The sequence below is a fragment of the Mesorhizobium sp. 43Arga genome (assembly GCF_053714255.1).
In genome coordinates, this window is record NZ_JBSKBO010000001.1 from 575,402 (window position 1) to 597,866 (window position 22,465).

Annotated in this window: 20 protein-coding genes; 8 read left to right on the forward strand and 12 right to left on the reverse strand. The window is 64.1% G+C overall.

Annotated features, from left to right (window positions below; genetic code table 11):
* Positions 1–60: 60 nt before the first annotated feature.
* A complete protein-coding gene (gene argH, locus ACWGS8_RS02850; protein ID WP_454579504.1) occupies positions 61–1,461 on the reverse strand; it encodes an argininosuccinate lyase in 1,401 nt (466 codons plus the stop codon).
* Between the two features lie 37 nt (positions 1,462–1,498).
* On the opposite strand from argH, the gene tlpA reads away from it, so the two are divergent.
* Positions 1,499–2,179, forward strand: a complete 681-nt coding sequence (gene tlpA / locus ACWGS8_RS02855) for a thiol:disulfide interchange protein TlpA (protein ID WP_454579505.1) — start codon at positions 1,499–1,501, stop codon at positions 2,177–2,179.
* A gap of 4 nt (positions 2,180–2,183) precedes the next feature.
* On the opposite strand, the gene ACWGS8_RS02860 is transcribed toward tlpA, so the two are convergent.
* Positions 2,184–4,634: a bifunctional diguanylate cyclase/phosphodiesterase gene (locus ACWGS8_RS02860; RefSeq protein ID WP_454579506.1), complete on the reverse strand. Its 2,451-nt coding sequence runs from the start codon at positions 4,632–4,634 to the stop codon at positions 2,184–2,186.
* A 372-nt stretch (positions 4,635–5,006) separates the two neighbouring features.
* Here ACWGS8_RS02860 and ACWGS8_RS02865 point away from each other — a divergent pair, with 372 nt between their 5' ends.
* The 4 genes from ACWGS8_RS02865 to ACWGS8_RS02880 all read left to right on the forward strand — a co-directional run bounded on the left by ACWGS8_RS02865 (position 5,007) and on the right by ACWGS8_RS02880 (position 9,384).
* A complete protein-coding gene (locus ACWGS8_RS02865; protein ID WP_454579507.1) occupies positions 5,007–6,359 on the forward strand; it encodes an extracellular solute-binding protein in 1,353 nt (450 codons plus the stop codon).
* Positions 6,360–6,466: 107 nt separating this feature from the next.
* Positions 6,467–7,351 carry a carbohydrate ABC transporter permease gene (locus tag ACWGS8_RS02870; protein ID WP_454579508.1) on the forward strand — a complete coding sequence of 295 codons (885 nt, stop codon included), beginning with the start codon at positions 6,467–6,469 and terminating at the stop codon, positions 7,349–7,351.
* Positions 7,352–7,358: 7 nt separating this feature from the next.
* A complete protein-coding gene (locus tag ACWGS8_RS02875) occupies positions 7,359–8,273 on the forward strand; it encodes an ABC transporter permease subunit (RefSeq protein ID WP_454579509.1) in 915 nt (304 codons plus the stop codon).
* A gap of 10 nt (positions 8,274–8,283) precedes the next feature.
* Positions 8,284–9,384, forward strand: a complete 1,101-nt coding sequence (locus ACWGS8_RS02880) for a sn-glycerol-3-phosphate import ATP-binding protein UgpC (protein ID WP_454579510.1) — start codon at positions 8,284–8,286, stop codon at positions 9,382–9,384.
* A gap of 104 nt (positions 9,385–9,488) precedes the next feature.
* On the opposite strand, the gene ACWGS8_RS02885 is transcribed toward ACWGS8_RS02880, so the two are convergent.
* The 3 genes from ACWGS8_RS02885 to ACWGS8_RS02895 form a co-directional block, all read right to left on the reverse strand.
* Complete coding sequence (locus tag ACWGS8_RS02885; protein ID WP_454579511.1) at positions 9,489–10,571, reverse strand: ABC transporter ATP-binding protein; 1,083 nt, start codon at positions 10,569–10,571, stop codon at positions 9,489–9,491.
* Positions 10,568–12,148 carry an ABC transporter permease gene (locus tag ACWGS8_RS02890; RefSeq protein WP_454579512.1) on the reverse strand — a complete coding sequence of 527 codons (1,581 nt, stop codon included), beginning with the start codon at positions 12,146–12,148 and terminating at the stop codon, positions 10,568–10,570. The genes ACWGS8_RS02885 and ACWGS8_RS02890 overlap by 4 nt, the downstream gene beginning before the upstream one ends.
* A 175-nt stretch (positions 12,149–12,323) precedes the next feature.
* Positions 12,324–13,331 (reverse strand): iron ABC transporter substrate-binding protein, encoded by a 1,008-nt coding sequence (locus ACWGS8_RS02895; RefSeq protein WP_454579513.1) that lies wholly within the window; start codon positions 13,329–13,331, stop codon positions 12,324–12,326.
* Positions 13,332–13,648: 317 nt separating this feature from the next.
* Here ACWGS8_RS02895 and ACWGS8_RS02900 point away from each other — a divergent pair, with 317 nt between their 5' ends.
* From ACWGS8_RS02900 to ACWGS8_RS02910, 3 genes are all read left to right on the forward strand, one after another.
* Positions 13,649–14,200, forward strand: coding sequence for a sigma-70 family RNA polymerase sigma factor (locus ACWGS8_RS02900; RefSeq protein ID WP_454579514.1), 552 nt, complete (start codon positions 13,649–13,651; stop codon positions 14,198–14,200).
* 1 nt (position 14,201) lies between these two features.
* The gene (locus ACWGS8_RS02905; RefSeq protein ID WP_454579515.1) at positions 14,202–14,840 is read left to right on the forward strand and encodes an NrsF family protein; all 639 of its coding nucleotides are present in this window, start codon (positions 14,202–14,204) and stop codon (positions 14,838–14,840) included.
* A gap of 216 nt (positions 14,841–15,056) precedes the next feature.
* Positions 15,057–16,979 carry a PAS domain S-box protein gene (locus ACWGS8_RS02910; protein WP_454579516.1) on the forward strand — a complete coding sequence of 641 codons (1,923 nt, stop codon included), beginning with the start codon at positions 15,057–15,059 and terminating at the stop codon, positions 16,977–16,979.
* A 9-nt stretch (positions 16,980–16,988) separates the two neighbouring features.
* Here the strand turns inward: ACWGS8_RS02910 and ACWGS8_RS02915 are convergent, their stop codons facing one another.
* The 7 genes from ACWGS8_RS02915 to ACWGS8_RS02945 all read right to left on the reverse strand — a co-directional run bounded on the left by ACWGS8_RS02915 (position 16,989) and on the right by ACWGS8_RS02945 (position 22,440).
* Complete coding sequence (locus ACWGS8_RS02915) at positions 16,989–17,867, reverse strand: 3-hydroxybutyryl-CoA dehydrogenase (protein ID WP_013892834.1); 879 nt, start codon at positions 17,865–17,867, stop codon at positions 16,989–16,991.
* Between the two features lie 116 nt (positions 17,868–17,983).
* Entirely contained in the window at positions 17,984–18,913 is a 930-nt protein-coding gene (locus ACWGS8_RS02920) for an electron transfer flavoprotein subunit alpha/FixB family protein (RefSeq protein ID WP_454579517.1), read from the reverse strand.
* A 24-nt stretch (positions 18,914–18,937) separates the two neighbouring features.
* Positions 18,938–19,687, reverse strand: a complete 750-nt coding sequence (locus ACWGS8_RS02925; RefSeq protein WP_352943405.1) for an electron transfer flavoprotein subunit beta/FixA family protein — start codon at positions 19,685–19,687, stop codon at positions 18,938–18,940.
* A gap of 235 nt (positions 19,688–19,922) precedes the next feature.
* On the reverse strand, positions 19,923–20,723 hold the full coding sequence (locus ACWGS8_RS02930; RefSeq protein WP_454579518.1) for a rhomboid family intramembrane serine protease: 801 nt from the start codon (positions 20,721–20,723) through the stop codon (positions 19,923–19,925).
* Between the two features lie 32 nt (positions 20,724–20,755).
* Positions 20,756–21,337 carry a cob(I)yrinic acid a,c-diamide adenosyltransferase gene (locus ACWGS8_RS02935; RefSeq protein WP_454579519.1) on the reverse strand — a complete coding sequence of 194 codons (582 nt, stop codon included), beginning with the start codon at positions 21,335–21,337 and terminating at the stop codon, positions 20,756–20,758.
* A 19-nt stretch (positions 21,338–21,356) separates the two neighbouring features.
* On the reverse strand, positions 21,357–21,548 hold the full coding sequence (locus ACWGS8_RS02940; protein WP_454579520.1) for a twin transmembrane helix small protein: 192 nt from the start codon (positions 21,546–21,548) through the stop codon (positions 21,357–21,359).
* A gap of 25 nt (positions 21,549–21,573) precedes the next feature.
* Positions 21,574–22,440: an SDR family oxidoreductase gene (locus ACWGS8_RS02945; protein ID WP_454579521.1), complete on the reverse strand. Its 867-nt coding sequence runs from the start codon at positions 22,438–22,440 to the stop codon at positions 21,574–21,576.
* Between the last annotated feature and the right edge of the window lie 25 nt (positions 22,441–22,465).

The window sequence follows — 22,465 nt, forward strand, 5'->3', positions numbered from 1 at the left end:
GTCCGAAACGTTTGTCAGCCGCCGCTTTTAGCCGAGTTCTCGGCGCATTGCACCCCTGGCTCAGGCTTTGGCCAGCCGCTTTTTCCAATAGCGGATCTGCTTCCTCACTTCCGACGGCGCGGTGCCGCCGAAACTGGTGCGGCTCTTGACCGAGTTCTGCACCGCCAGCACCGAGAAGATATCCGATGTGATACCGGGGTTGATCGACCGCAGATCCTCCAGCGAAAGCTTTTCCAGGCTCACCTTCTTCTCCTCGGCAAGTGCCACCGCGCGGCCGGTGACGTGATGCGCCTCGCGGAAAGGCAGGCCGAGCGTGCGCACCAGCCAGTCGGCGAGGTCGGTCGCGGTCGCGTGGCCGGAGCCGGCGGCCTTCTTCATCGCGGCGGCGTTGACCGTCATGTCCGAGACCATGCCGGTCATCGCCGCCAGCATCAGGTCGAGGGTCTCGGCGGCGTCGAACACCGATTCCTTGTCCTCCTGCATGTCCTTGCCATAGGTCAAAGGCATGCCCTTCATCACCGTCAGCAGGCCGACCAGATGGCCGTTGACGCGGCCGGTCTTGCCGCGCACCAGTTCGGCGGCGTCGGGGTTCTTCTTCTGCGGCATGATCGAGGAGCCGGTGGAAAATGAGTCCGACAGCCTGATGAAGCCGAATTGCGGCGTCGACCAGATGATGATCTCTTCGGCCAGCCGCGACAGATGCGTGGCGCAGATCGCCGCCATGGCGAGGAAGTCCAGCGCGAAATCGCGATCGGAGACACTGTCCAGCGAATTGCGCATCGGCTCGCTGAAACCGAGCGCCTTGGCGGTCCGGTGGCGGTCGATCGGGAAGCTGGTGCCGGCAAGGGCGGCGGCACCGAGCGGGCTCTCGTCCATGCGCGCGATGGCGTCGCGCACGCGCGAAAGGTCGCGCGCAAACATCTCGACATAGGCCATGCAGTGATGGCCGAAGGTCACCGGCTGCGCCGCCTGCATGTGGGTGAAGCCCGGCATTACGGTGGCCGCGTGCTCTTCGGCCCGCGTCAGCAGCGCGGTGATCAGGCCCTTCAGCGCCTCGGCGACGCGGAAGCACTCGTCCTTGACCCAGAGCCTCAGGTCGACCGCGACCTGGTCGTTGCGCGAGCGCGCGGTGTGCAGGCGGCCGGCGGCCGGGCCGATCAGGTCGGCGAGGCGGGCTTCGACATTCATGTGGATGTCTTCGAGCTTGGTCGAAAACTCGAAGCTGCCCGCCTCGATCTCTTTCAGGATCGTGTTCAGGCCGTGAGCGATTTTTTCTTGATCGGCCGTCGAAATAATGCCCGTTTGCGCCAGCATCTCGCTATGGGCGATCGAGCCGCGTATGTCCTGCGCGTAGAGTTTGCGGTCGAACGAGATCGACGCGTTGATCGCTTCCATGATCGCGGCCGGACCCGAGGCAAATCGTCCGCCCCACATCTGGTTGCTGGTCTTCTTGTCGCTCATCGCTATAAAACCCGTGCTTCGGAGCAGTTTTGAGAAAATGGCAGACGGAAACAGATTTTTCCCGGCCCCGCGCCTGATCCTCGCCGCTTTGGTGGCGGGAGCGCTGGCCGGCGCGGTCGCGGTATATGTCAGCGAGAGCCGGTCTGGCAACAATGCACCGGCCCAAGTCGCGGCCGGCGGCAGCAAGGATGACGTCGCCTGCGCCGCCAAGAGCGGCCGCGCCAAGAAGATCGCGGCCGCCGCCACCGGCGAGGTCGCGGCGCTTTTACCCGCCGATCCGCCGCAGTCGATGAAAAGCCTTGCCTTCAATGGCCCGGACGGCAAGCCGATGACGATTGCCGACCATGCCGGCAAGACGGTGCTGCTCAACCTCTGGGCGACATGGTGCGCACCGTGCCGCGCCGAAATGCCGGCGCTCGATGCGCTGCAGAAGGAGAAGGGCAGCGACGCCTTTCAGGTCATCGCCGTCAATGTCGACGCCGGCGACGATGTGAAGCCGAAGAAATTTCTCAAGGAAACAGGCGTCGAGGCGCTCGGCTATTTCAGGGATTCGACGGTGGCGCTGTTCAACGACCTCAAGGCGCGCGGCCTGGCGCTCGGCCTTCCGGTCACCATGCTGATCGACAGCGAAGGCTGTCTGATCGCGCATATGAACGGCCCGGCCGAATGGTCGGGGCCTGACGCCAGGCGGCTGGTCGAGACGGCGCTCGGATCGTGAGCGATCAGGCCGAGCGCACGCTTGGCTTGAGCAATACGAGATTGCCATCCCGATGATCGGCGCGCGCCGGAGTGCGCTTGCCGTGGCCGGTCAGATCGTCGAACGCCTCGATGGGCGCAGGCTTGCCGAGATAGTAGCCCTGGCCGATCTCGCAGGCTTCGGCGTCGAGGAATTTCAGCTCGCCAAGCGTCTCGACACCTTCGGCAAGGACCGGCAGGCCAAGGCCGCGACCCAGCCCCAGCACGGCGCGCACGATCGCCGCGACCTGGCCGTTGGTGTCGACCGCCTTGATGAAGGAGGCGTCGATCTTGATCTTGTCGAAGGGGAAGGCGCGCAGGTTGGAGAGCGAGGAATAACCGGTTCCGAAATCGTCCATGGCCACGCGCACGCCAAGCGACTTGACTTGCCGCAGGGTTGCCAGCGCGCGCGGCATGTCCTTCACCAGCGCGGTTTCGGTGATCTCGAGTTCCAGCCGTGTCGCGGCAAGACCCGTTCTTAGCAACGTCTCGTGGACCTTGCGGCTGAAATTGGGATTGTGAAGCTGGACCGCGGAGACGTTGACGGCGACCGTCAGCGGATTTTCCCAGCGGGCCGCCTCCTGGCAGGCCGCGTCGAGCACCCAGTCGCCGATCTGCCCGATGGCGCCGCTTTCCTCGGCCACCGGGATGAACGTTGCGGGGGAAACGTCGCCGCGTTCGGGATGGCGCCAGCGGATCAAGGCTTCGAAGCCAACCATCCGGCCGTTGCTGATCTCCTTCTGCGGCTGGTAGACGAGGTAGAACTCATTGCGCACGACGGCCTGGCGCAATTCGTGCTCCATAATGCGCTTGTCGCGGGCCTCGGCGCCCATCGAGGCCTCGAAATAGCGATAAGTATCCCTGCCTTCGGTCTTGGCGCGGTAGAGCGCCGTATCGGCATGGCTGATCAGGCCGGTCTGGTCTTCTGCATCGAGCGGATAGATCGCGATGCCGATGCTGGCAGAGACCAGGCCGCCGCCGGCCGCGGCCCGGTTCTCTTCGTGCATGGCGGCGAGCAGCGAGCCGGCGATGCGGCCCGCCGCCTGCGGGTCGGGCAGGTTGGGGGCGATGATGGCGAATTCGTCGCCGCCGAGGCGCGCAAGCATCTGTCCGTGACGCAGGATGCCGGCCGCGCAGGTCGCCACCTTCTGCAGCATCGCATCGCCGGCGCCATGTCCGTAAAGGTCGTTTACCTCCTTGAAGCGGTCGAGGTCGAACAGCAGAAGCGCAAGATGCCGGCCTTTGACGCCATTATCGCCATTGGCGCTCCGGTTCATGGATGCGATTTCCATGTCGAGACGGCTGGAAAAGGAGCGGCGGTTGGCCAGTCCCGTCAGCGGATCGAAATGGGCGAGGCGAAGGATCTCCTCCTCCGCCTTCTTGCGTTCGCGGATGTCGCGGACGGCGATGACATTGTGGGGCTTGCCGCAATAATCGATGCTTCGGGCGATCAGCTCGACCGGAATTCGCGTTCCGTCGCGGTTCCTCAACTCCGCCTCCCATGGCTGGCCAGCCAGGCTGGCAGCGTCGGTTGCGGTGTGTTCGTCGAAGAGCTCGCGCAGTTCCGTGCCGTTCAGCGTCGCGGCCAGCGTGCCGGTCAGCTTGCCCATGCTGTCATTGGCGCTGACGATGCGGCTGCCGTCGCAGACGATCAGGCCCTCCACGGCGGCATTGGCCAGGCCGTGCATGCGATCGACCTCGAGCTTCTGGCGACGGAAGCGCAGATCGATCCACAGCGCCGACGCCGACAGCACCAGGATCACCAGCGTCGCGGCCGCGGCCGCGAAAGCCTGCGAGGTCGGCTCGATCGTGTATTCGGATATGACGATCGAGGAATCAGGAAAGATCGAGACCGCGCCCATGCCGATGAAATGCAAGGTGCAGATCGCCAGCGTCAGCAGCACCGCGCCGGCGGATGTCGCCGTCAAGGAAGGGCGGCGCAGCACGACGTGCAGCGCCAGCGCCCCGAGCGCTACGCCGGCCAGAAGGGAAGCGGCGACCATCAACAGGTTCCATTCGATACGGCCCTGCACCTCGAATGCCGCCATGCCGATGTAATGCATGGCCGCGATGCCGCCGCCCAGAACGGCGCCACCGACGAGATGATACTCGAACTCGTCGCGCAAGGTGGCGATCCACATGCCTGCCGCCGTCAGCGCGACCGAGGCGGCGAGCGAGAGCACGGAGAGCCACGGATCGTAGGCGCTGGGTATGCCCGGCGTGAACGCAAGCATGGCGATGAAATGCGTTGCCCAGATGCCGAAGCCGGTCGACGTGGCCGCGATCATCAGCCAGACAAGCCGGTTCCGGTCCGTCGAACGGCTGATGTGGTGAAGCAGGCTGACAGCAGAGAAGCAGGAAATTCCGCAGATCAGCGCGGCGAGTGCGACCAGTCTCAGATCGTGCTGGTTCACGATGCAATTGTAGACCGTCAACATCTTATATCCCCAAGCCCATTGGAAATAAAAAACGAAATATGACTGATTAAGGCCTGGCTGTTGAAGGATCTATAAAGGCGCCTGCAACCAGAGCGTGCTTTCCCGGCGCATACGCGCCCGTTGCCGCGCCCGCATTCCTTCGGCCCTTTAGCCGGATAATCATGACGGCCGGTATGGTCTTTACGTCCGCGACAGTCGCCCTAGCTACCTAAGGCGCCGGTGCGTTCGATGCCGGCCAATCCGCCGAGGGAGAGGAACGAGCAGCTGTGCAAAGGCCGGAGAGCCACAACAGAACTGTCACATACCTTCTCTAAGAGAGCGGGCAAGGACTTGCGCAAGACCCTTGTCACCAGCCACTCAAGAGGGAAAACCATGACCATGATCAAGCGGGGCTTTGCTGCCCTTGCCGCTGGTGCGCTCAGCACCGCGCTGGCGATGCCTGCTTCTGCAGAACCGGTAAAATTCGACTTCTGGTTCGGCCTTTCGGGCGACCTTGCCCGTGTCGTCGACACGCTGTGCAAGAACTTCAACGCCTCGCAGAAGGACTACGAAGTCGTCTGCACCAGCCAGGGCAATTACGACGCCACGCTGCAGAACACCATCGCGGCCTTCCGCGCCGGCAAGCAGCCGGCCGTCGTCCAGGTCTATGACGTCGGCACCGCCACCATGATGCTGTCGGGCGCCTACAAGCCCGCCGACAAGCTGATGGAAGAAAACGGCTACAAGATCGACTACGCCGACTATTTCCCCGGCATCGCGCGCTACTATGCCACGTCGAAGGGCGAGATGCTGTCCTTCCCGTTCAACTCCTCGACCCCGCTGATGTACTGGAACAAGGACGCGTTCGCCAAGATCGGCAAGACTGAAGCGCCCAAGACCTGGGAAGACGTCGGCGCCGACCTCAAGGCGTTGAAGGACGCCGGCTACGAGTGCCCGATGGCGATCAACATTTCGGCCAACGAAAGCTGGCAGTTGATGGAGCAGTTCTCGGCGCTCCACAACCAGCCGATCGCCACCAAGAGCAATGGTTATGACGGTCTCGACGCGCGTCTGGAAGTCAACAAGACCAAGTTCGTCCAATACGTCACCGATCTCAAGAAGTGGTATGACGCCGGCTTGATCAAGATCAAGTCCAAGGATCTCGGCCAGGACATGGTCCAGGCCTTCGCCTCGGGCACCTGCCAGGTCATCCTGACCTCGGTCGGCGACCATGGCACGGTCGGCAGGACCCAGAAGGAAGGCATGAAGTGGGATGTCGCCGAACTGCCGGTCTACGCCGGCACAGAGCGCAAGAATTCGTTGGTCGGCGGCGCCTCGCTGTGGGTGCTCTCCGGCAAGTCGGACGCCGAATACAAGGGCGCTGCCGCGTTCCTGAATTTCATCCATGACCCCAAGACGGCTTTGTTCTGGTCGACCAACACCGGCTACATCCCGGTGACGAAGTCGGGCTTCGACTACATGAAGGGCCAGGGCTTCTACGACAAGGCGCCCTACAAGGGTCGTGAAGTCGCCATCGCCAGCCTGACGGCGTCCGAGCCGACCGAAGTCACCCGCGGCATCCGGCTTGGCAATTTCACGCAGATCCGCGCCGAGTTCGGCACGCAGATGCAGGCGATCTTCGCCAACAAGGTCAGCGTCCAGGAAGGCCTCGATACGCTGGTCAAGAACGGCGACGCCATCCTCGACCGCTTCCAGCAGACCTATCCGGGCAAGACCCTGCCCTGACCCTCCGATTGCGGAACGGCCGCCCGTCGAGATTCGACGGGCGGCCATTTCATATCTAGTCTTGCTCCAAGAAAGCGGGCTGACGGTTCAACGGCATCGGCGGATCGATGGAAAAACGCGTCACTTTCGGCAAATGGACGATCGGCATCCTTTTCGCGGTGCCGCAGCTCCTCCTGATCTTCACGTTCTTCTACTGGCCGGCCGGCCAGGCCGTGTACTGGTCGCTGACGCTGCAGCAGCCCTGGGGCGGCGGCAACATCTGGGTCGGGCTCGACAATTTCCGCTCCATCCTGTCCAACGCCGACTACTGGAACTCGATCACCGCCAGCCTTGTCTTTGCCGGGATCAGCACCGGTCTCGCGATGTTCATCGCACTGGTGCTCGCGGCCCTGACCGACCGGCAGCTCGCCGGCTCGCGGCTCTACCGCGTCGTGCTGATCTGGCCCTACGGCATCGCGGCACCCGCGCTGGCGATGGCGTTCCGCTTCATCCTGGCGCCGGAGGCCGGCTTCATGGCCGTGGTCAACCAGATCTGGCCTGGCTTCTGGGACCCCGGCCTCGACGGCGCCGACGCCATGGCTTCGATCATCGTCGCCTTCTCGTGGAAATATGTCGGCTACAACTTCATCTTCTTCCTCGCAGCGTTCCAGGCCATCCCGCGTTCGCTGATCGAGGCGGCGGCCATGGACGGTTCCGGCGTCATCAGGCGTTTCTGGGACATACAGTTCCCGCTGATCACGCCGACCATCTTCTTCCTGCTGGTCATCAACATCACCGAGAGTTTTCAGGACTCCTTCGGCATCGTCGACATCATGACATCAGGCGGCCCGGCGAACGCGACCAATCTGATGGTCTACAAGATCTATTCCGACGGCTTCAAAGGCCTCGATTATTCAGGCGCCGCCGCGCAGAGCATCATCCTGATGCTGCTCATCGTCGTGCTCACCATCTTCCAGTTCCGCTTCATCGAGCGGCGCGTGCACTACAGGTGAGATGGATATGGTCGAGCGCACCCCGTTCCTCAATTTCTTCACGCATCTGATCCTGTTCATCGGCTTCGTCTTTTGCATCGCGCCGTTCGTGGTCGTGGCGATCGCGGCGTCGCATAACCTCAAGGATGTCAACGATGTGCCGATGTCGCTGCTGCCGGGCAGCGACTTCTGGGTCAACATCAAGACCGCCTGGACGACCACCGATCTCGGTCCCAAGCTGCTCAACAGCTTCATCATGGCGACAGGCGTCGCCGCCGGCAAAGTGATCATCTCGGCGCTCACCGCCTTCTCGATCGTCTACTTCCGCTATCCCGGCCGCATGCTGATCTTCTGGCTGATCTTCATCACGCTGATGCTGCCGCTCGAAGTGCGTATCGTGCCGACCTACGCCGTGGTCGCCAACGTGCTGGAGCCCTACCAGGCGATCCTGGACCTGACCGGAATTTCCTGGCTGATCGAAAAGGTCTCGGGCGTGCAGGTCCAGCTCAGCCTGGGACTGCTCAATTCCTACAGCGGCCTGATCCTGCCGCTGGTCGCCACCGCGACCGGCACGTTCCTCTATCGGCAGTTCTTCCTGACCGTGCCGGACGAGCTGACAGAGGCCGCGCGCATGGACGGCGCGGGGGCGCTGCGCTTCTTCATCGATATCCTGCTGCCGCTGTCGCGCAACAACATGGCGGCGCTAGGCACCATCATGTTCCTGTGGGCCTGGAACCAGTATCTGTGGCCGCTGCTCATCACCACGGACCAGTCGCATGCGATGGCGGTGACCGAGCTCAAACAATTGATCCCCAATGTCGGCGGCGTTCCGGAATGGCATATCGCCATGGCCGGCACGCTGATCGTCATGCTGCCGCCGCTGATTATCGTGGTGCTGATGCAGCGCTGGTTCGTGCGCGGCCTGATTGCCACCGAGAAATAAGGAGACGAAAATGGCCTCCATCACAATCCGCGGCGTCAAGAAGAACTACGCCAAGACGCAGGTCGTGCACGGCGTCGACCTCGATTTCGCCTCGGGCGAATTCGTCGTCATCCTGGGACCGTCCGGTTGTGGCAAGTCCACGCTTCTCAGGATGATTGCCGGGCTGGAAGAGATTTCCGATGGCGAGATCGCGATCGACGGCACCGTGGTCAACAAACTCGAACCGCGCGAGCGCGGCTGCGCCATGGTGTTCCAGAACTATGCGCTCTATCCGCATATGAGTGTGGCGCAGAACATCGGCTATTCGCTCAAGGTCGCTGGCGTTCCCTCGGCCGAGCGCCAGCAGCGTATCCAGGCGGTCGCCCGTACGCTGGAGCTCGAACATCTGCTTGACCGCAAGCCGATGGCGCTTTCCGGTGGCCAGAGGCAGCGCGTCGCCATGGGCCGCGCCATGATCCGCGAGCCGAAGGTGTTCCTGTTCGACGAGCCGCTGTCCAATCTCGACGCCAAGCTGCGCGTGCAGATGCGTTCGGAAATCCGCAAGCTGCATCGCCGGCTGAACGCCACCTCGGTCTTCGTCACCCATGACCAGGTCGAGGCGATGACGCTGGCCGACCGCCTGGTGGTGATGAATGGCGGACGCGTCGAGCAGGTCGGCACGCCGGGTGAGATATACACACGCCCGGCCAGCCGCTTCGTCGCCACCTTCGTCGGTGCGCCGGCCATGAACATTCTGGAAGGCACGGTCGAACTCGACGGGCTGTCGCTGCTCGGCGGCAGCCGGCGCCTGGCCATGGCACGCACCGGCCTGCCGGTCGGCACGAAGGTCGCGATGGGCATCCGGCCCGAGGCCGTCCGGCTGGTCGCGCCCGGCACGGCCGGCGCGCTCAACGCCACGGTCGACCTGGTCGAGGAATTGGGGGCTGGGCGGGTCATCTATGTCGATCTCGACGGCGCACCGTTTTCGGTGATGACGTCGGAGGCCGTCCACCCCGAGCCCGGCAGCCAGGTCGGCCTTAAGATTTTACCAGACGACATGCACTTCTTCTCGTCGGAGACGGGCAGCCGCCTCGATGTCTTCAGGGCGTCCGTGCCCGAGCCGGCGCTCTGACTTTCAAGCCACTTGAGCAGTGGCCGATCTATTCGGCCAGAACCGGCAAGCACGTCGCGGCCTGAACTGGCCATCGCGCGCCCGGCACAGTGCGCGTCTGCCTTTCAGACGAACACATGCGCCTTTCCCGATACGGTCAGCCGGACGATCTCACCGACCGTCGGTGCGTCCATGCCGGATTTGCGCAGGATTAGCGGCGTGTTGCCGATGGCGGCGGCGTCCGGTGGATCGGGGCTGTTCAGGAGCCGCACCGCGATCGTGCATGTCGAGCCGGCGAATTCCGATTCCGTCACCTCGCCAAACAGCATGTCGGGGGTGCCCGACATGCCTTCGCGCGATGTGCGCTTCAGCCCGATCTGCTCCGGCCGCAGCATGATGCGGGCGACATCGCGGCTGTCATTAGTGTCGACGGCGATGCGACCGAGCGGCGAGTTGGCGAAGCCGCCCGAGATGCTAGCCGGCAGGATGATGGCGTCGCCGAGGAACTCGGCGATCATCCTGTCCTTCGGCTTGAGGTAGAGATCGCGCGGCGTGCCGACCTGCGAGAATTTTCCGTCGCGCATCACCGCCACCTGGGCAGCGAAGGACAGTGCTTCGGCCTGGTCGTGGGTGACAAGGATGGTGGTAATGCCGGCCGCCTCAAGAAGTTCAGCCACGGCCTTGCGCATCGAGGCGCGCAGGCCGGTGTCGAGCGCCGAGAACGGCTCGTCGAGCAGCATCAGCCGCGGCTTCATCGCCATGGCGCGAGCGAGCGCCACACGTTGCTGCTGGCCGCCGGAGAGCTCGTGCGGCCGGCGCTTGAGGATCGCCTTGTCCAGTCCGACGATGTAGGCCAACTCGACGATGCGCTCGGCGCGTTTGTCATCGCCTCGGCCCATGCCGAAACCGATATTGTCGCCGATGGTCAGATGCGGGAACAGGGCGCCGTCCTGCGCCACCACGCCGATGCCGCGGCGATGCGCCGGGACAGCGGTGCCGCCATTGGCCAGCACCTCGCCGTCGAGCACGATGCGGCCCTGGTCCGGCGCCTCGAAGCCGGCGATCAACCGCAGCAAGGTGGTCTTGCCGCAGCCGGAAGGTCCGACGATCGCGGTCCGGCTGCCGCTGGCGACATCGAGGTCGACGCCGGCCAGTGCGGCGACCGGGCCGTAATGCTTGTGCAGGCCTTTGATTTCGAGAAAGCTCATCGCCCAGCCATCCGTTTCGACTGGACATAGAGCAGCCAGGTCAGCGGCAGCGACATCGCCACCATGATGAAGGCGTAAGGGGCGGCCGAGGCGTAGTCGATCTCGCCGCTGTAGGACCAGAACGCCATCGCCAGCGTGCGGGTGCCGTTCGGCGCCAGCATCTGGGTCGCGGTCAGTTCGTTCATGATGCCGAGCGCCACCAGCGCCATGCCGGCCGCCGCACCGGGCGCCGACAGGCGGATGGTCGTCGACCACAGCGCGTTGAGCGGCCGCCTGCCGAGGCTGGAAGCGGCGCGCTCGAGCTCGACCGGCGCCTGGGCGATCGAGGCGCGCAGGCTGACCAGGGCGCGCGGCAGGAACATGAGAGCATAGGCGACCAGGATTGTGAACAGCGTCTGATAGAGCGGAAGCGCGATGCGCACGGTGATAGTGACCAGCGCCAGCGCAATGACGACACCCGGTAGCGAGCCGACGATGTAGTTGCAACCCTCCAGCAGGCGCTGCAGCGGCCCCGGCGCGCGGATCGAGATCCAGGCCATCGGCATGGCGGCGGCAGTGGCAAGCAGTGCCCCGGCAAGCGCCAGGAACAGCGTCTGGCCGAGCGCCAGGCTGATCTCGTCGAGACGCCAGACCTCGGCGCCGCCGGCGATGAGCCAGCGGCCGATAGTGACGAACGGCACGCCGAGCGCCAGCAGCGTGGTGACCACCAGCAAGGCCAGGCTTGGGATGGTGGCGCGGCCGAGGTTCGTGCGCTGCTGGTAGCGCGCCGCGCCGGAGCCGACACGGGCATAACGTTCCTCGCCGCGCACCAGCACTTCGAGGCCCAGAAGCACGAAGCAGCAGGTCACCAGCACGCCGGCCAGCATGTTGGCGGCCGGTCCGTTGAAGGTCGACTGGAACTGGTCGACGATCGCCGTGGTGAAGGTGTCGAAGCGGATGAAGACATAGAGGCCGTATTCGGCCAGAAGATGCAGCCCTACGAGCAGCGAGCCGCCGCAAATGGCGAGCCTGAGCTGCGGCAGCACGACACGCAAGAAGACGCGCCATGGTCCAAGGCCAAGGGCGGCGGCCGCGTCCTCCAGGGCCGGATCGAGGCGACGCAGTGCCGCCGATATGGGCAGATAGAGGAAAGGGAAATAGGCGATCACCGACACCAGCACGCCGGCCCACAGGCCATGCAGGCCGGGCACCATGGTGATCCAGGCATAGGAGTGCACGAAAGCGGGAATGGCGAGCGGCGCCACGCACAGCCAGGCCCACAGCCTGGCGCCGGGCAGGTCGCTGCGCTCGGTCAGCCAGGCCAGCGCCACCGACAGCACGATGCCGATCGGCACGGTCAGCAACACCAGCAGCGTGGTGTTGACCAGCAGTTCGCCGACACGCGGCCGGAAGACCAGCGCCGACACGGTCTCCCAGCCGGTCTGCACCGCGATCCAGATGATGAAGGCGAGCGGCAAAAGAGCGAGCAGCGCGACGAAGACAGCGGCGGTGACAAGCCAGGGTGCCGCCCGCCGCTGCGGCATTCGGCGGATCTTCGACGGCAAGCCGGCGCGCGCGAGATCGACGGCGGGCTGCATCAGTTCGGACGCCCCACGGTTGCGGCGGGGTGCCGGCAATCGAGGGACCACGGTCGGAGGTCAGGAACGCAGCGTGTCGTCATCGACGAAAGCCATCTCGAAAACAAAACGCTCCCGCGGAAGGTGAATTCCCGCGGGAGCACGGTCGGTTTGTCCTTATTAGGACGAACGGCAACTAAAGCAAGCCGGCTGCCGTCATCAGGTCGGTGACCTTCTTGGAGTTCAGCGTCGTGGCGTCGACTTTCGGCGCCTGCAGGTCGGCCAGCGGAACCAGCTTCGGGTTGGACTCGGCACCCTTGCCGACCGCGTATTCGAAGGAGTTTCCGTTCTTCAGCACAGCCTGGCCGCCCTTGCCGGTCACCCATTTCAGGAAGGCCTGGGCTTCCTTCTGATGCTTGCTCGAGGCGAGCACACCGCCACCCGAGACCGAGACGAAGGCGCCCGGATCCTGGTTCTTGAAATAGTGCAAGGCGACGTTCTTGCTGTTCTCGCCGGTCTTGGCCTGATCGCCGAAGTAGTAATAATGGTAGATCACGCCGCCTTCGATCTCGCCGGCGTTGACCGCCTTCATCACCGTGCTGTTGCCCTTGTATGCGGTGAAGTTCTCCTTCATCGCCTTCAGCCAGTCCGCCGTTGCGGCCTCACCCTTGAGCTGCAGCAGCGCGCTGACGATGGCCTGGAAATCGGCGCCCGAGGGCGAGGCCGCCCAACGGCCCTTCCAGCTCGGATCGGCGAGGTCGAGCAGCGACTTGGGCAACTGCTCGGCCTTGAGCTTGGTCGTGTTGTAGGCAAAGACGGTGCTGCGCGCGGCCACGCCCACCCATTTGCCGCTGGTCGCCTGATAGTTCTGCGGCACCTGTGCCAGCGTGTCGGCATCGACAGGCGCGAACAGGCCGGCATTCTCGACCAGCACCATGGCCGGTGAGTTCTCCGTCAGGAACACGTCGGCGGGCGAGGCGGCCCCTTCGGCGACGATCTGGTTGGAGAAATCGCTGTCGCCGCCATTGCGCAGCGTGACCTTGATGCCGGTCTCCTTGGTGAAACCCTCGGCCCATCCCTTGGCCAGGCTCTCGTGCTGGGCGTTGTAGACGATGATGCCGGCGTCCCCGGCTGTCGCCGGACCGGCGGCCAGGCCGATTGCAAGTGCGGTGGCGCCGACAAGGGCGGAAAGGGTGTATCTCATGGCGTCATCCTCGCTTTGGTTGGTCTTGGCTCGTTGCACCTATTCGATACATGACACGAACAGTCAACATTATTTGCCTGCTTCAATCGGTCGCTGAGGCACAAAGAGCCGCGCGAGGCGGACAATTCCATGTGATCGAGCCCCGGACCGGCGGTTTCTCGCCAGACGTGAACGCAAGACCTGTAGCGACCGGTATGCGGCCGCGCCTTCAGGACCCGCAAACTTTCGTGATTTGCCCGTAGTTTGGCTTGGACATTATTTCGCCGGCCACGTAACAAATCAGTGCCGAGGCACGAAAATCGGGGGAGTGAACTCTTGTGAGCGGCAAGGACGAGGCCGAGCTTTCCCGGCTGTTGCGGGCCGCGATCGCCGGAGATGAAAAGGCCTATGCCGACTTTCTGCACCGGATTGCTGCGCTGGTGCGCGGCTTTGTCCGGCGCAAGATCGTGCAGGGCGGAGTCGATCCCGAGGATGTCGTGCAGGAAACCTTGCTGGCCATTCATGTAAAACGGCATACCTGGCGCCAGGACGCGCCGGTGCTGCCGTGGATCTATGCGATTGCCCGCTTCAAGCTGATCGATGCGTTCCGGCGGCGCGGTCGGCGCATCGAAATCGATGTCGACGATATCGCCGAGACCCTCGCCGAACCAGAAACCGAAACCGTCAGCGAGCGCGACATCAACAGGGCCCTGGACGGGCTGCCGCCGGCACAGCGTTCGGTGGTTTCGGCCGTATCCGTGGAAGGCCGCTCGATCGGCGAGACGGCAGCGAAGTTCGGTATCAGCGAGACGGCGGTGCGTGTGTCGCTGCATCGCGGGCTAGCCGCCATAGCCAAGCGATTCGGGCAAGGGCGATTCGGGCGGGAATGACATGAGGACCGAGGATCTCATCAAGGCGCTCGACGCCGATGCAAGCAGCAAGGCGATGCCGCTGCGCTCGGCCTGGTGGCTGGCGGCTGGCGCGGCCATTGTCATCGCGGCAATCGTTTTCCTGCTGACGATCGGCCCGCGCCCGGACTTCATGGTGGCCGCGCACACGATGCGCTTCCTGTCCAAATTCGTTTTCACCATCGTGCTTGCCGTCACCGCCTTCGGCCTGATCCGGGCGCTGTCGACACCTGGCGCCTCAACGGCCAGGGCCTTGACCTGGATGGCCGCGGCCCCTCTGCTGGTGGCCGTGGCGGTGGTTCTGGAGCTCTTCATGGTGCCGGAGGCGTTGTGGGGCACCAGGATGATTGGCTCCAACATGATGATCTGCATGGGCTTCATCCCGCTGATCGGCATTGGCCCGCTGGCCATCTTCCTGTGGATGCTGCGCTACGGCGCGCCGACGCGGCCAGTGCTTGCCGGCGCGGTGGCGGGGCTGCTCGCCGGCGGGCTGGCGGCAACCTTCTATGCTGCGCACTGTTTCGACGATTCGCCGCTTTTCGTCGCCACATGGTACACGATCGCGATCGCGGTTCTCGCCTTGCTCGGCGCGCTCGGCGGGCGGTTTTTCGTGCGGTGGTAGCACGGGACGGGCGAACAGACTCCGTGCACACCGATCCTTAATCATGCCGGCAATTGTTTGCCGGTTGACCATATCGCGGTACCCCCACGCAACCTTTCCTTAAAATCGATCCTTCAGGATTTTAACGAGAAAAAGCGATTGCCCACGGGGGTGGCACGGATCGTGAGACTACGAGGACCGATCAGGCTCGACAAACATGCAACTCCGGCGTTGCTCGTGGCCGGCGTCGCCGTGGCCGCGGCCTCGGTCATGCTGTCGAGGCTGGACCTAGGCGCGGAAGCGCTCAAACTTTGCCTTCAAGTGTCGGCCGCGATGACAATCGGCGCGCTTTTCTTCGCCTATCTCTTCATCGGCCGCATCTGGGAAGATCGGCGACAGATCGCGGAGAGCGAGCAGCGCTTCCGCCGGGCGATGGAAGACTCGGCAATCGGCATCGCCGTCGTCGGCCTCGATGGGCGCATTGTGCAGACCAATCCGGCCTTCGCCTCGATGCTCGGCTACAGCCGCGAAGAGATCGAGGCGTTGACCTTTTTCCAGATCACGCACCCCGAGGACCTGCATATCGGGCGGGAAACCATGGAAGGTATCAAAGCTGGCACGGTCAATGCCTTCCAGTTCGAGAAGCGTTACCTCAAGAAGGACGGCACAGCCGTCTGGACGCATCTCGCCGGCTCCGTCATTCGAGATGAGAAAAGCGGCCGCCCGCTCTATCTCGTCTCGCAGATCGAGGACATCGACGCGCGCAAGCAGGCCGAGTCGCGCATCGCCGAGGCCGAGACGCGCTGGAATTTCGCGCTTGCCGGCGCCGGCCAGGGCGTCTGGGATCTCGACATCCGCAAGGGCGGCACGACCTACTCCTCGACATGGGTCAAGATGCTGGGTTATGCCGATGGCGAACTCGACGGCAACCCCGATCGTTGGCTGACGATGATCCATCCCGACGACCGCGAAACCGTCACCGAAGCGGATCGCGCCCATCTCGACGGCCAGACCGAGTTCTTCGAGGCCGAGTTCAGGATGCGTCACAAGGACGGCCGCTGGATCTGGATTCTCGACCGCGGGAAGGCCATCGAGCGCGACGGAGAGGGGCGTCTGGTCAGAGCCATCGGCAGCCTGACCGACATCACCCGGCGCAAGGAGGCCGAGGCGCGTCTGACGGTGTCGGCGGCGATGCTGGCCGACGAGAAAGAGCGGCTCCGGGTGACGCTGCAGTCGATCGGCGATGCTGTCATCTGCACCGATGCGGCGAACCGCGTCACCTTCATGAACCCGGTTGCCGAGAAGCTGACCGGCGTTTCGGCGGAGGCGGCTCTCGGCAAGACGCTCGGCCATGTCTATTGGGCGGTCGACGAGGAGACGGGACACAGGATCGGCGTGACCAGGCCTGCGATCGGTGCGGAGGCACCCTCCGACCAGAACAGCCGCGCCGTGCTGATCCGCCATGACGACACACGCTGCAGCATCCGCCAGGTCGTGTCGCCGATCATGAACGAGCGCAACGAATTCTGCGGCCTGGTCATCGTCTTCCAGGATTTTACCGACGCGCGCGCCCTGCAGCGCCAGCTTGCCCACGCCGCCGCGCATGACGCGCTGACCGGCCTTGCCAATCGCTCGAGCTTCATCCGCACCATGGAGGAGCTCGTCGATCAGGCCCGCAAGGATGCCGCCGGGGTGGGAAGCAGCGGCCATCAGTTCATGTTCATCGACCTCGACCATTTCAAGCTGGTCAACGACACCGGCGGTCACGCCGCCGGAGACGCCTTGCTGAAGCGGGTCGCACAGGCCGTGCGTGGCGTACTCGGGCCTGAAGACATCGTCGCGCGCCTGGGTGGCGATGAATTCGCGGTCATCCTGAAATCGGGCTCGACCGCCGGCGCCAGGATCGCTGCACGCTCCATCATCGACGCGGTAGCGGGATTGAACTTCGCCTGGGATGGCCGGCCGCATGCCGTCGGCGCCAGCATCGGTGTGGCGGCGATCAACGCCAATTGCGGCGAGGCGGACGAGATCATCGCAAGCGCCGACGCCGCCTGCTATGCCGCCAAGGCCGCCGGCCGCGGATGCGTTTGCGTGGCGGCCGACGGCAAGGTCACCGATGACAAGTCGGAGCCGCCCGTGGCGCTTGCCGCGGCGTCGTGAACGGACGAGTCAGCGCGTCGGAACGGGATGCTCGCCGCGATAATCGTAGAAACCGCGCCCGGTCTTGCGGCCGAGCCAGCCGGCTTCGACATATTTCACCAGCAGCGGGCAGGGGCGGTACTTCGAATCCGACAGGCCGTCATGCAGCACCTGCATGATCGACAGGCAGGTGTCGAGGCCGATGAAATCGGCCAGCTGCAGCGGTCCCATCGGATGGTTGGCGCCGAGACGCATGGCCGTGTCGATGGCGTCGACCGAGCCGACACCCTCATAGAGCGTGTAGATCGCCTCGTTGATCATCGGCAGCAGGATGCGGTTGACGATGAAGGCCGGGAAATCTTCCGAGACCGTGATCGTCTTGTCGAGCTGCTTCACATAGGTCTTGGCCGCCTCGAAGGTCTGGTCCTCGGTGGCGATGCCGCGCACCAGCTCGACCAGCTTCATCAGCGGCACCGGGTTCATGAAATGTATGCCGATGAAGCGCTCCGGCCGGTCGGTCTGAGCGGCAAGCCGCGTGATCGAGATCGACGAGGTGTTGGTCGCCAGTATGGCTTCGGGATTGAGCTGCGGGCAGAGCTGCGCGTAGATCTTGCGCTTGACCGTCTCGTCCTCGGTCGCCGCCTCGATCACCAGATCGGCGCCAGCAAGATCGGCCATGGCCGGTGCCGAGGCAATGCGTGCCATCGCCTGGTTGCGAAGCTTCTCGTCAAGCTTGCCGGAGCCCACCTGGCGGGCCATGTTGCCGCTGATGGTGGCGATGCCTTTTTCAATGCGGTCGGGCGAAATATCGTAGATCAGCACCTTGTAGCCCGATAGCGCGGAGACATGGGCGATACCCCCGCCCATCTGGCCCGCGCCGATGATGCCGATCGTCTCGATCTTGCTCATTACACCGATCCCGTCCAAAGGCTTTTGCAGCCTGCTTTTTGTGCGGTGCAAACTAAAAGGGCGGGGCGACTTCGTCTACCCCACCCCAAGCATTTAATACGCTTTGCCAGAGAGCGTCAAAGCGCCTTCTGCAACTCCGGCAGAATGACGAAGAGATCGCCGACGAGGCCGTAGTCGGCAACCTGGAAGATCGGGGCCTCCTCGTCCTTGTTGATGGCGACGATGACCTTGGAATCCTTCATGCCGGCGAGGTGCTGGATGGCGCCGGAGATGCCGACCGCGATGTAGAGATCGGGGGCAACGACCTTGCCGGTCTGGCCGACCTGCCAGTCGTTCGGCGCATAGCCGGCATCGACAGCGGCGCGCGAAGCGCCGACCGCCGCACCGAGCTTGTCGGCGACCGGCAGGATGACTTCATGGAACTTCTCCGAGGAGCCGAGCGCGCGGCCGCCCGAGATGATGATCTTGGCCGAGGTCAGTTCCGGACGGTCGGTCTCCGACAGCTTGTTCTCGACGAAGGTGGACAGGCCGGGATTGGCTGCCGCCTTGACGGTCTCGACCGCGGCCGAGCCACCCTCGGGCGCTGCCTGGAAGGAGGCGGTGCGCACGGTGATGACCTTCTTGGCGTCGGTCGACTGCACGGTCTGGATGGCGTTGCCGGCATAGATCGGCCGCTTGAACGTATCCGGCGAAACCACTTCGATTATCTCGGAGACCTGCGCGACATCGAGCAGGGCCGCCACGCGCGGAGCGACGTTCTTGCCCGACGAAGTCGCCGGCGCGATGATGGTGTCGTAGCCGCCCGCGAGCGACACGACGAGGGCTGCCGTCGGTTCGGCGAGGCGCTCGGCGAGTTCATCCGCCTCGGCGAGCAGAACCTTGCTCACGCCCTTGAGCTTGGCCGCGGCGTCGGCCGCACCCTTGGCGCCCTTGCCGGCCACCAGCACATGCACGTCCGAGCCGATCTGCAGGGCCGCCGAAAGCGCCTTGGCGGTCTGGTCGGAAAGGCTGGCGTTGTCGTGTTCGGCGATGAGGAGAATTGCCATTTTATCTGTTCCTTTCCCGATCGCTTACAAAACGCCGGCTTCGTTCTTGAGCTTGTCGACCAGTTCGGCGACGCTCTTGACCTTGACGCCCGCCTTGCGGCCGCCCGGTTCCTCGGTCTTGATGACCTTGAGGCGCGGCTTGACGTCGGCGCCGTAGTCGGCCGGGCTCTTTTCGTCGAGCTGCTTCTTCTTGGCCTTCATGATGTTGGGCAGCGAGGCATAGCGCGGCTGATTGAGGCGAAGATCGGCGGTGACGATCGCCGGCATCTTCAGTTCCACCGTCTGCAGGCCGCCATCGACCTCGCGCGTCACCTTGGCCTTGTCGCCGTCGAGCACCACCTTGGAAGCGAAAGTGCCTTGCGCCCAGCCGAGCAGGGCCGCCAGCATCTGGCCAGTCTGGTTGGAATCGTCGTCGATCGCCTGCTTGCCGAGGATGACCAGGCCGGGCTGTTCGGCATCGACGACACCCTTCAGCACCTTGGCGACGCCGAGCGGCTCGGTCTGCTCGTCGGTCTTGACCAGGATGGCGCGGTCGGCGCCCATGGCGAGCGCGGTGCGCAAGGTTTCCTGCGCCTGCTGAGGGCCGATCGAGACGACGATGATTTCTTCGGCCTTGCCGGCTTCCTTGAGCCGGATCGCCTCTTCCACCGCGATTTCGTCGAACGGGTTCATCGCCATCTTGACGTTGGCCAGTTCCACCGCCGAACCGTCGGCCTTCACGCGAACCTTGACGTTCGCATCCACAACCCGCTTCACGGGCACAAGGATCTTCATTTGCCTGTCACCTCTTCACGCTAGTTGGGCGCGCTATAACAGCTTGCGCCCCTTCTGAGTTGTCGAAAGCCGACATTCCTGACTGAATTCCGGCCAGACGGAATTCTGGCCGGATGGAAATTCTGGTCTTTGCCCGTCTTGGACTGCTCCTTAACAGCCTTGGGGCTGGGACGGAGACGTTTCCGTAGTTGGGGCAACCCTTGCCGTCAATACGCTGAAAGCGGCTCAAATCGGTTCAGTTTGGGCCAGAGGGGTTTCCCCGGCCCCAGCGCGTCGTGGTGGCCTGCGGTTCAGGCGCCGCCGGTTCGGCAGCAACCGGCGGCTGGTCGGGCGTGGGAGCCACGGCATCCTCGTCGGCGCCGGCAAAAAGCGGCACGCCGCGGCTGCGCAGCACCAGCACCAGCACGGCGCCGGCAATGATGCCGCCGATATGGCAGGCCCAGGAAATCTGGTCCTCGCCGCCGGCGGCGAACATGAAGACCTGGAAAAGCACCCACAGGATGAGCGGGATGAAGGCCGGAATGCGCAGCGGGATGCGGGCAAAGGCCAGCACCCAGACCTTCACCCTGGGATAGAGGATCAGATAGGCGACGACCACGCCGGCGATGGCGCCGGAGGCGCCGATCAGCGGCACCCGCGAATCCCAGGCGACAAGCCCCTGGAAAGCGGCGCCGGCGATGGCGCACAGGAGATAGAAGATCAGGTAGCGGACGTGGCCGAGCGCGTCCTCGACATTGTCGCCGAACACCCACAGGAACAGCATGTTGCCGCCAAGGTGGAAGATGTCGGCATGCAGGAAGGAATAGGTAAGGTAGCTCAGGCTTTCCGGGATGATGATGAACCGGGGATCAAGCTCGGCCGTGTTGTGAACCACGGACGGAATAAAGCCGAGGCCGAGTACGGCGGCATTGGTGAAGTTCTCGCCGCCGAGTGCCGTGGCGCAATAGACCAGCGCGTTGACCACGATCAGGCCGATCGTCACATATTGCAGGCGGATGTGGCGCAGCCTGTTGGTGTCGTAAAGCGGGATGAACATGCGTGCCTGGTCCCCTCCCGCTTTCGATCCGTTCAGCGGTTCTTGCCGGGAACCCATAGCACGTCGGCATTTCCATTGTCATTGACCGCCCGGGCGGCGACAAACAGGAAATCCGAGACGCGGTTGATGTATTTCAACCCCTCACGGTTGACGTGCTCGCCAGGATCCTGAGCCAGCGCCACCATCAGCCGTTCGGCCCGCCGCGCCACCGTGCGGGCCAGATGCAGCGCCGCCGCCGCTGGTGCGCCGCCATTGAGCACGAAGGATTTGAGCGGCTGAAGATCCTTGTTGAGGAGGTCGATGTCCTTCTCGACACGGTCGGTCTGCACTGATGTTATCCGCAAGGGCTCATAGCCAAGCGGCTTGCCGTCATCGGGCACGGCGAGATCGGCGCCGAGGTCGAACAGATCGTTCTGGATACGCGACAGCATGGCATCGATCGCCGGGTGGTTGGCTGCCATGTGCACGCGCGCCATGCCGATGCAGGCATTGGCTTCGTCGACCGTGCCGTAGGCGTCCACCCGCAGGTCGGATTTCAGCCGCCGCTCACCGGTGCCGAGACCCGTCGTGCCGTCATCGCCGGTGCGGGTGTAGATCTTGTTGAGCTTGACCACATCGCCTCCCGAACGGCCCTCACTTGCGGGTGAAATACACGGCCAGCAGGATCAGCACCAGCGCCACGGCCTGCAGCATGACGCGTGCCTGCATCAGCTTGTTCGAGGTGACGGCGGAACCGCCGCGCATCATGTTGACGAGGCCTCGGATCAGCACGATCGCCACGGCGGCCATGACCAGAATGGCGAGGATATTGAAGACGGTTGCCATTGTTGCGTTTCCAGTTGTTTCGCGTTCAGGCGCGCTTGGCCATCAGGCGGTAGAGCATCGAAGCCGGCAGGATACGTTTGAGCGCCGCGCCGATCCTGGCCGGCACTGTTACCACATAGTGCGGGCGCGGGCGCCGCGACAGAAGGGCATGACGCAGAACAGAATAGACCACTTCCGGCCCGGGCTTCAGCGCCGATTGGCTGCCGCCGGCGCGCAGCCGCTCCAACTGCGCGGCATAGTCCGCACGGTGCACGGAATTCTCGATGTCGATGTTTTTCAGAAACCAGGGCAGGCCGTTGCTGGCGATCTTCGATTTCACCGGCCCCGGCTCGATCAGCGAAACATGGACGCCGCTGCCTTCCAGTTCCTGGCGCTGGCAGAGCATCAGCGCCTCGAGCGCATGTTTGGATGCCGAATAGGCGCCGCGAAAGCGCACCGGCACCAGACCAAGGATCGACGAGCAATGGACGAGACGGCCATGGCCCTGTCGGCGCATCACCGGCACGAGACGGCTGGTCAGATCATGCCAGCCGAAGAAATTCACCTCGAACTGCTCCTTGAGCGCGGCGACTGACAGGTCCTCGACCGCGCCCGCCTGGGCGTATGCGCCGTTGTTGAACAGGGCATCGAGCCGGCCGCCGGTGCGCTCGAGCACCGCCGCCAGCAGGGCAGCAATGGAGTCCGGTTCGCTGTAGTCGAGGTAGAAAGCCTCGATGCCGTCGCTTTCGAGCGCGGCGATGTCCTCGGGTTTCCGGGCCGTTGCAAAGACCCGCCAGCCTTCCGCCTTGAGTGCCCGGGCGCAATATGCACCTATGCCGGACGAGGCGCCGGTGACGATGATGGTGCGCAATTCCTGCGCCGTCGGACTCGTGGTTTCGCCAAGGGTTGCCATTTGCCGCATTCACTTCCCATATTCG

What these genes read in the sequence shown, in the direction of transcription:
- argH (WP_454579504.1), bottom strand. Translation starts at nt 1,461, where the DNA reads ATGAGCGACAAGAAGACCAGCAACCAGATGTGGGGCGGACGATTTGCC.
- tlpA (WP_454579505.1), top strand. Translation starts at nt 1,499, where the DNA reads ATGGCAGACGGAAACAGATTTTTCCCGGCCCCGCGCCTGATCCTCGCC.
- ACWGS8_RS02860 (WP_454579506.1), bottom strand. Translation starts at nt 4,634, where the DNA reads ATGTTGACGGTCTACAATTGCATCGTGAACCAGCACGATCTGAGACTG.
- ACWGS8_RS02865 (WP_454579507.1), top strand. Translation starts at nt 5,007, where the DNA reads ATGACCATGATCAAGCGGGGCTTTGCTGCCCTTGCCGCTGGTGCGCTC.
- ACWGS8_RS02870 (WP_454579508.1), top strand. Translation starts at nt 6,467, where the DNA reads ATGGAAAAACGCGTCACTTTCGGCAAATGGACGATCGGCATCCTTTTC.
- ACWGS8_RS02875 (WP_454579509.1), top strand. Translation starts at nt 7,359, where the DNA reads ATGGTCGAGCGCACCCCGTTCCTCAATTTCTTCACGCATCTGATCCTG.
- ACWGS8_RS02880 (WP_454579510.1), top strand. Translation starts at nt 8,284, where the DNA reads ATGGCCTCCATCACAATCCGCGGCGTCAAGAAGAACTACGCCAAGACG.
- ACWGS8_RS02885 (WP_454579511.1), bottom strand. Translation starts at nt 10,571, where the DNA reads ATGAGCTTTCTCGAAATCAAAGGCCTGCACAAGCATTACGGCCCGGTC.
- ACWGS8_RS02890 (WP_454579512.1), bottom strand. Translation starts at nt 12,148, where the DNA reads ATGCAGCCCGCCGTCGATCTCGCGCGCGCCGGCTTGCCGTCGAAGATC.
- ACWGS8_RS02895 (WP_454579513.1), bottom strand. Translation starts at nt 13,331, where the DNA reads ATGAGATACACCCTTTCCGCCCTTGTCGGCGCCACCGCACTTGCAATC.
- ACWGS8_RS02905 (WP_454579515.1), top strand. Translation starts at nt 14,202, where the DNA reads ATGAGGACCGAGGATCTCATCAAGGCGCTCGACGCCGATGCAAGCAGC.
- ACWGS8_RS02915 (WP_013892834.1), bottom strand. Translation starts at nt 17,867, where the DNA reads ATGAGCAAGATCGAGACGATCGGCATCATCGGCGCGGGCCAGATGGGC.
- ACWGS8_RS02920 (WP_454579517.1), bottom strand. Translation starts at nt 18,913, where the DNA reads ATGGCAATTCTCCTCATCGCCGAACACGACAACGCCAGCCTTTCCGAC.
- ACWGS8_RS02925 (WP_352943405.1), bottom strand. Translation starts at nt 19,687, where the DNA reads ATGAAGATCCTTGTGCCCGTGAAGCGGGTTGTGGATGCGAACGTCAAG.
- ACWGS8_RS02930 (WP_454579518.1), bottom strand. Translation starts at nt 20,723, where the DNA reads ATGTTCATCCCGCTTTACGACACCAACAGGCTGCGCCACATCCGCCTG.
- ACWGS8_RS02940 (WP_454579520.1), bottom strand. Translation starts at nt 21,548, where the DNA reads ATGGCAACCGTCTTCAATATCCTCGCCATTCTGGTCATGGCCGCCGTG.
- ACWGS8_RS02945 (WP_454579521.1), bottom strand. Translation starts at nt 22,440, where the DNA reads ATGGCAACCCTTGGCGAAACCACGAGTCCGACGGCGCAGGAATTGCGC.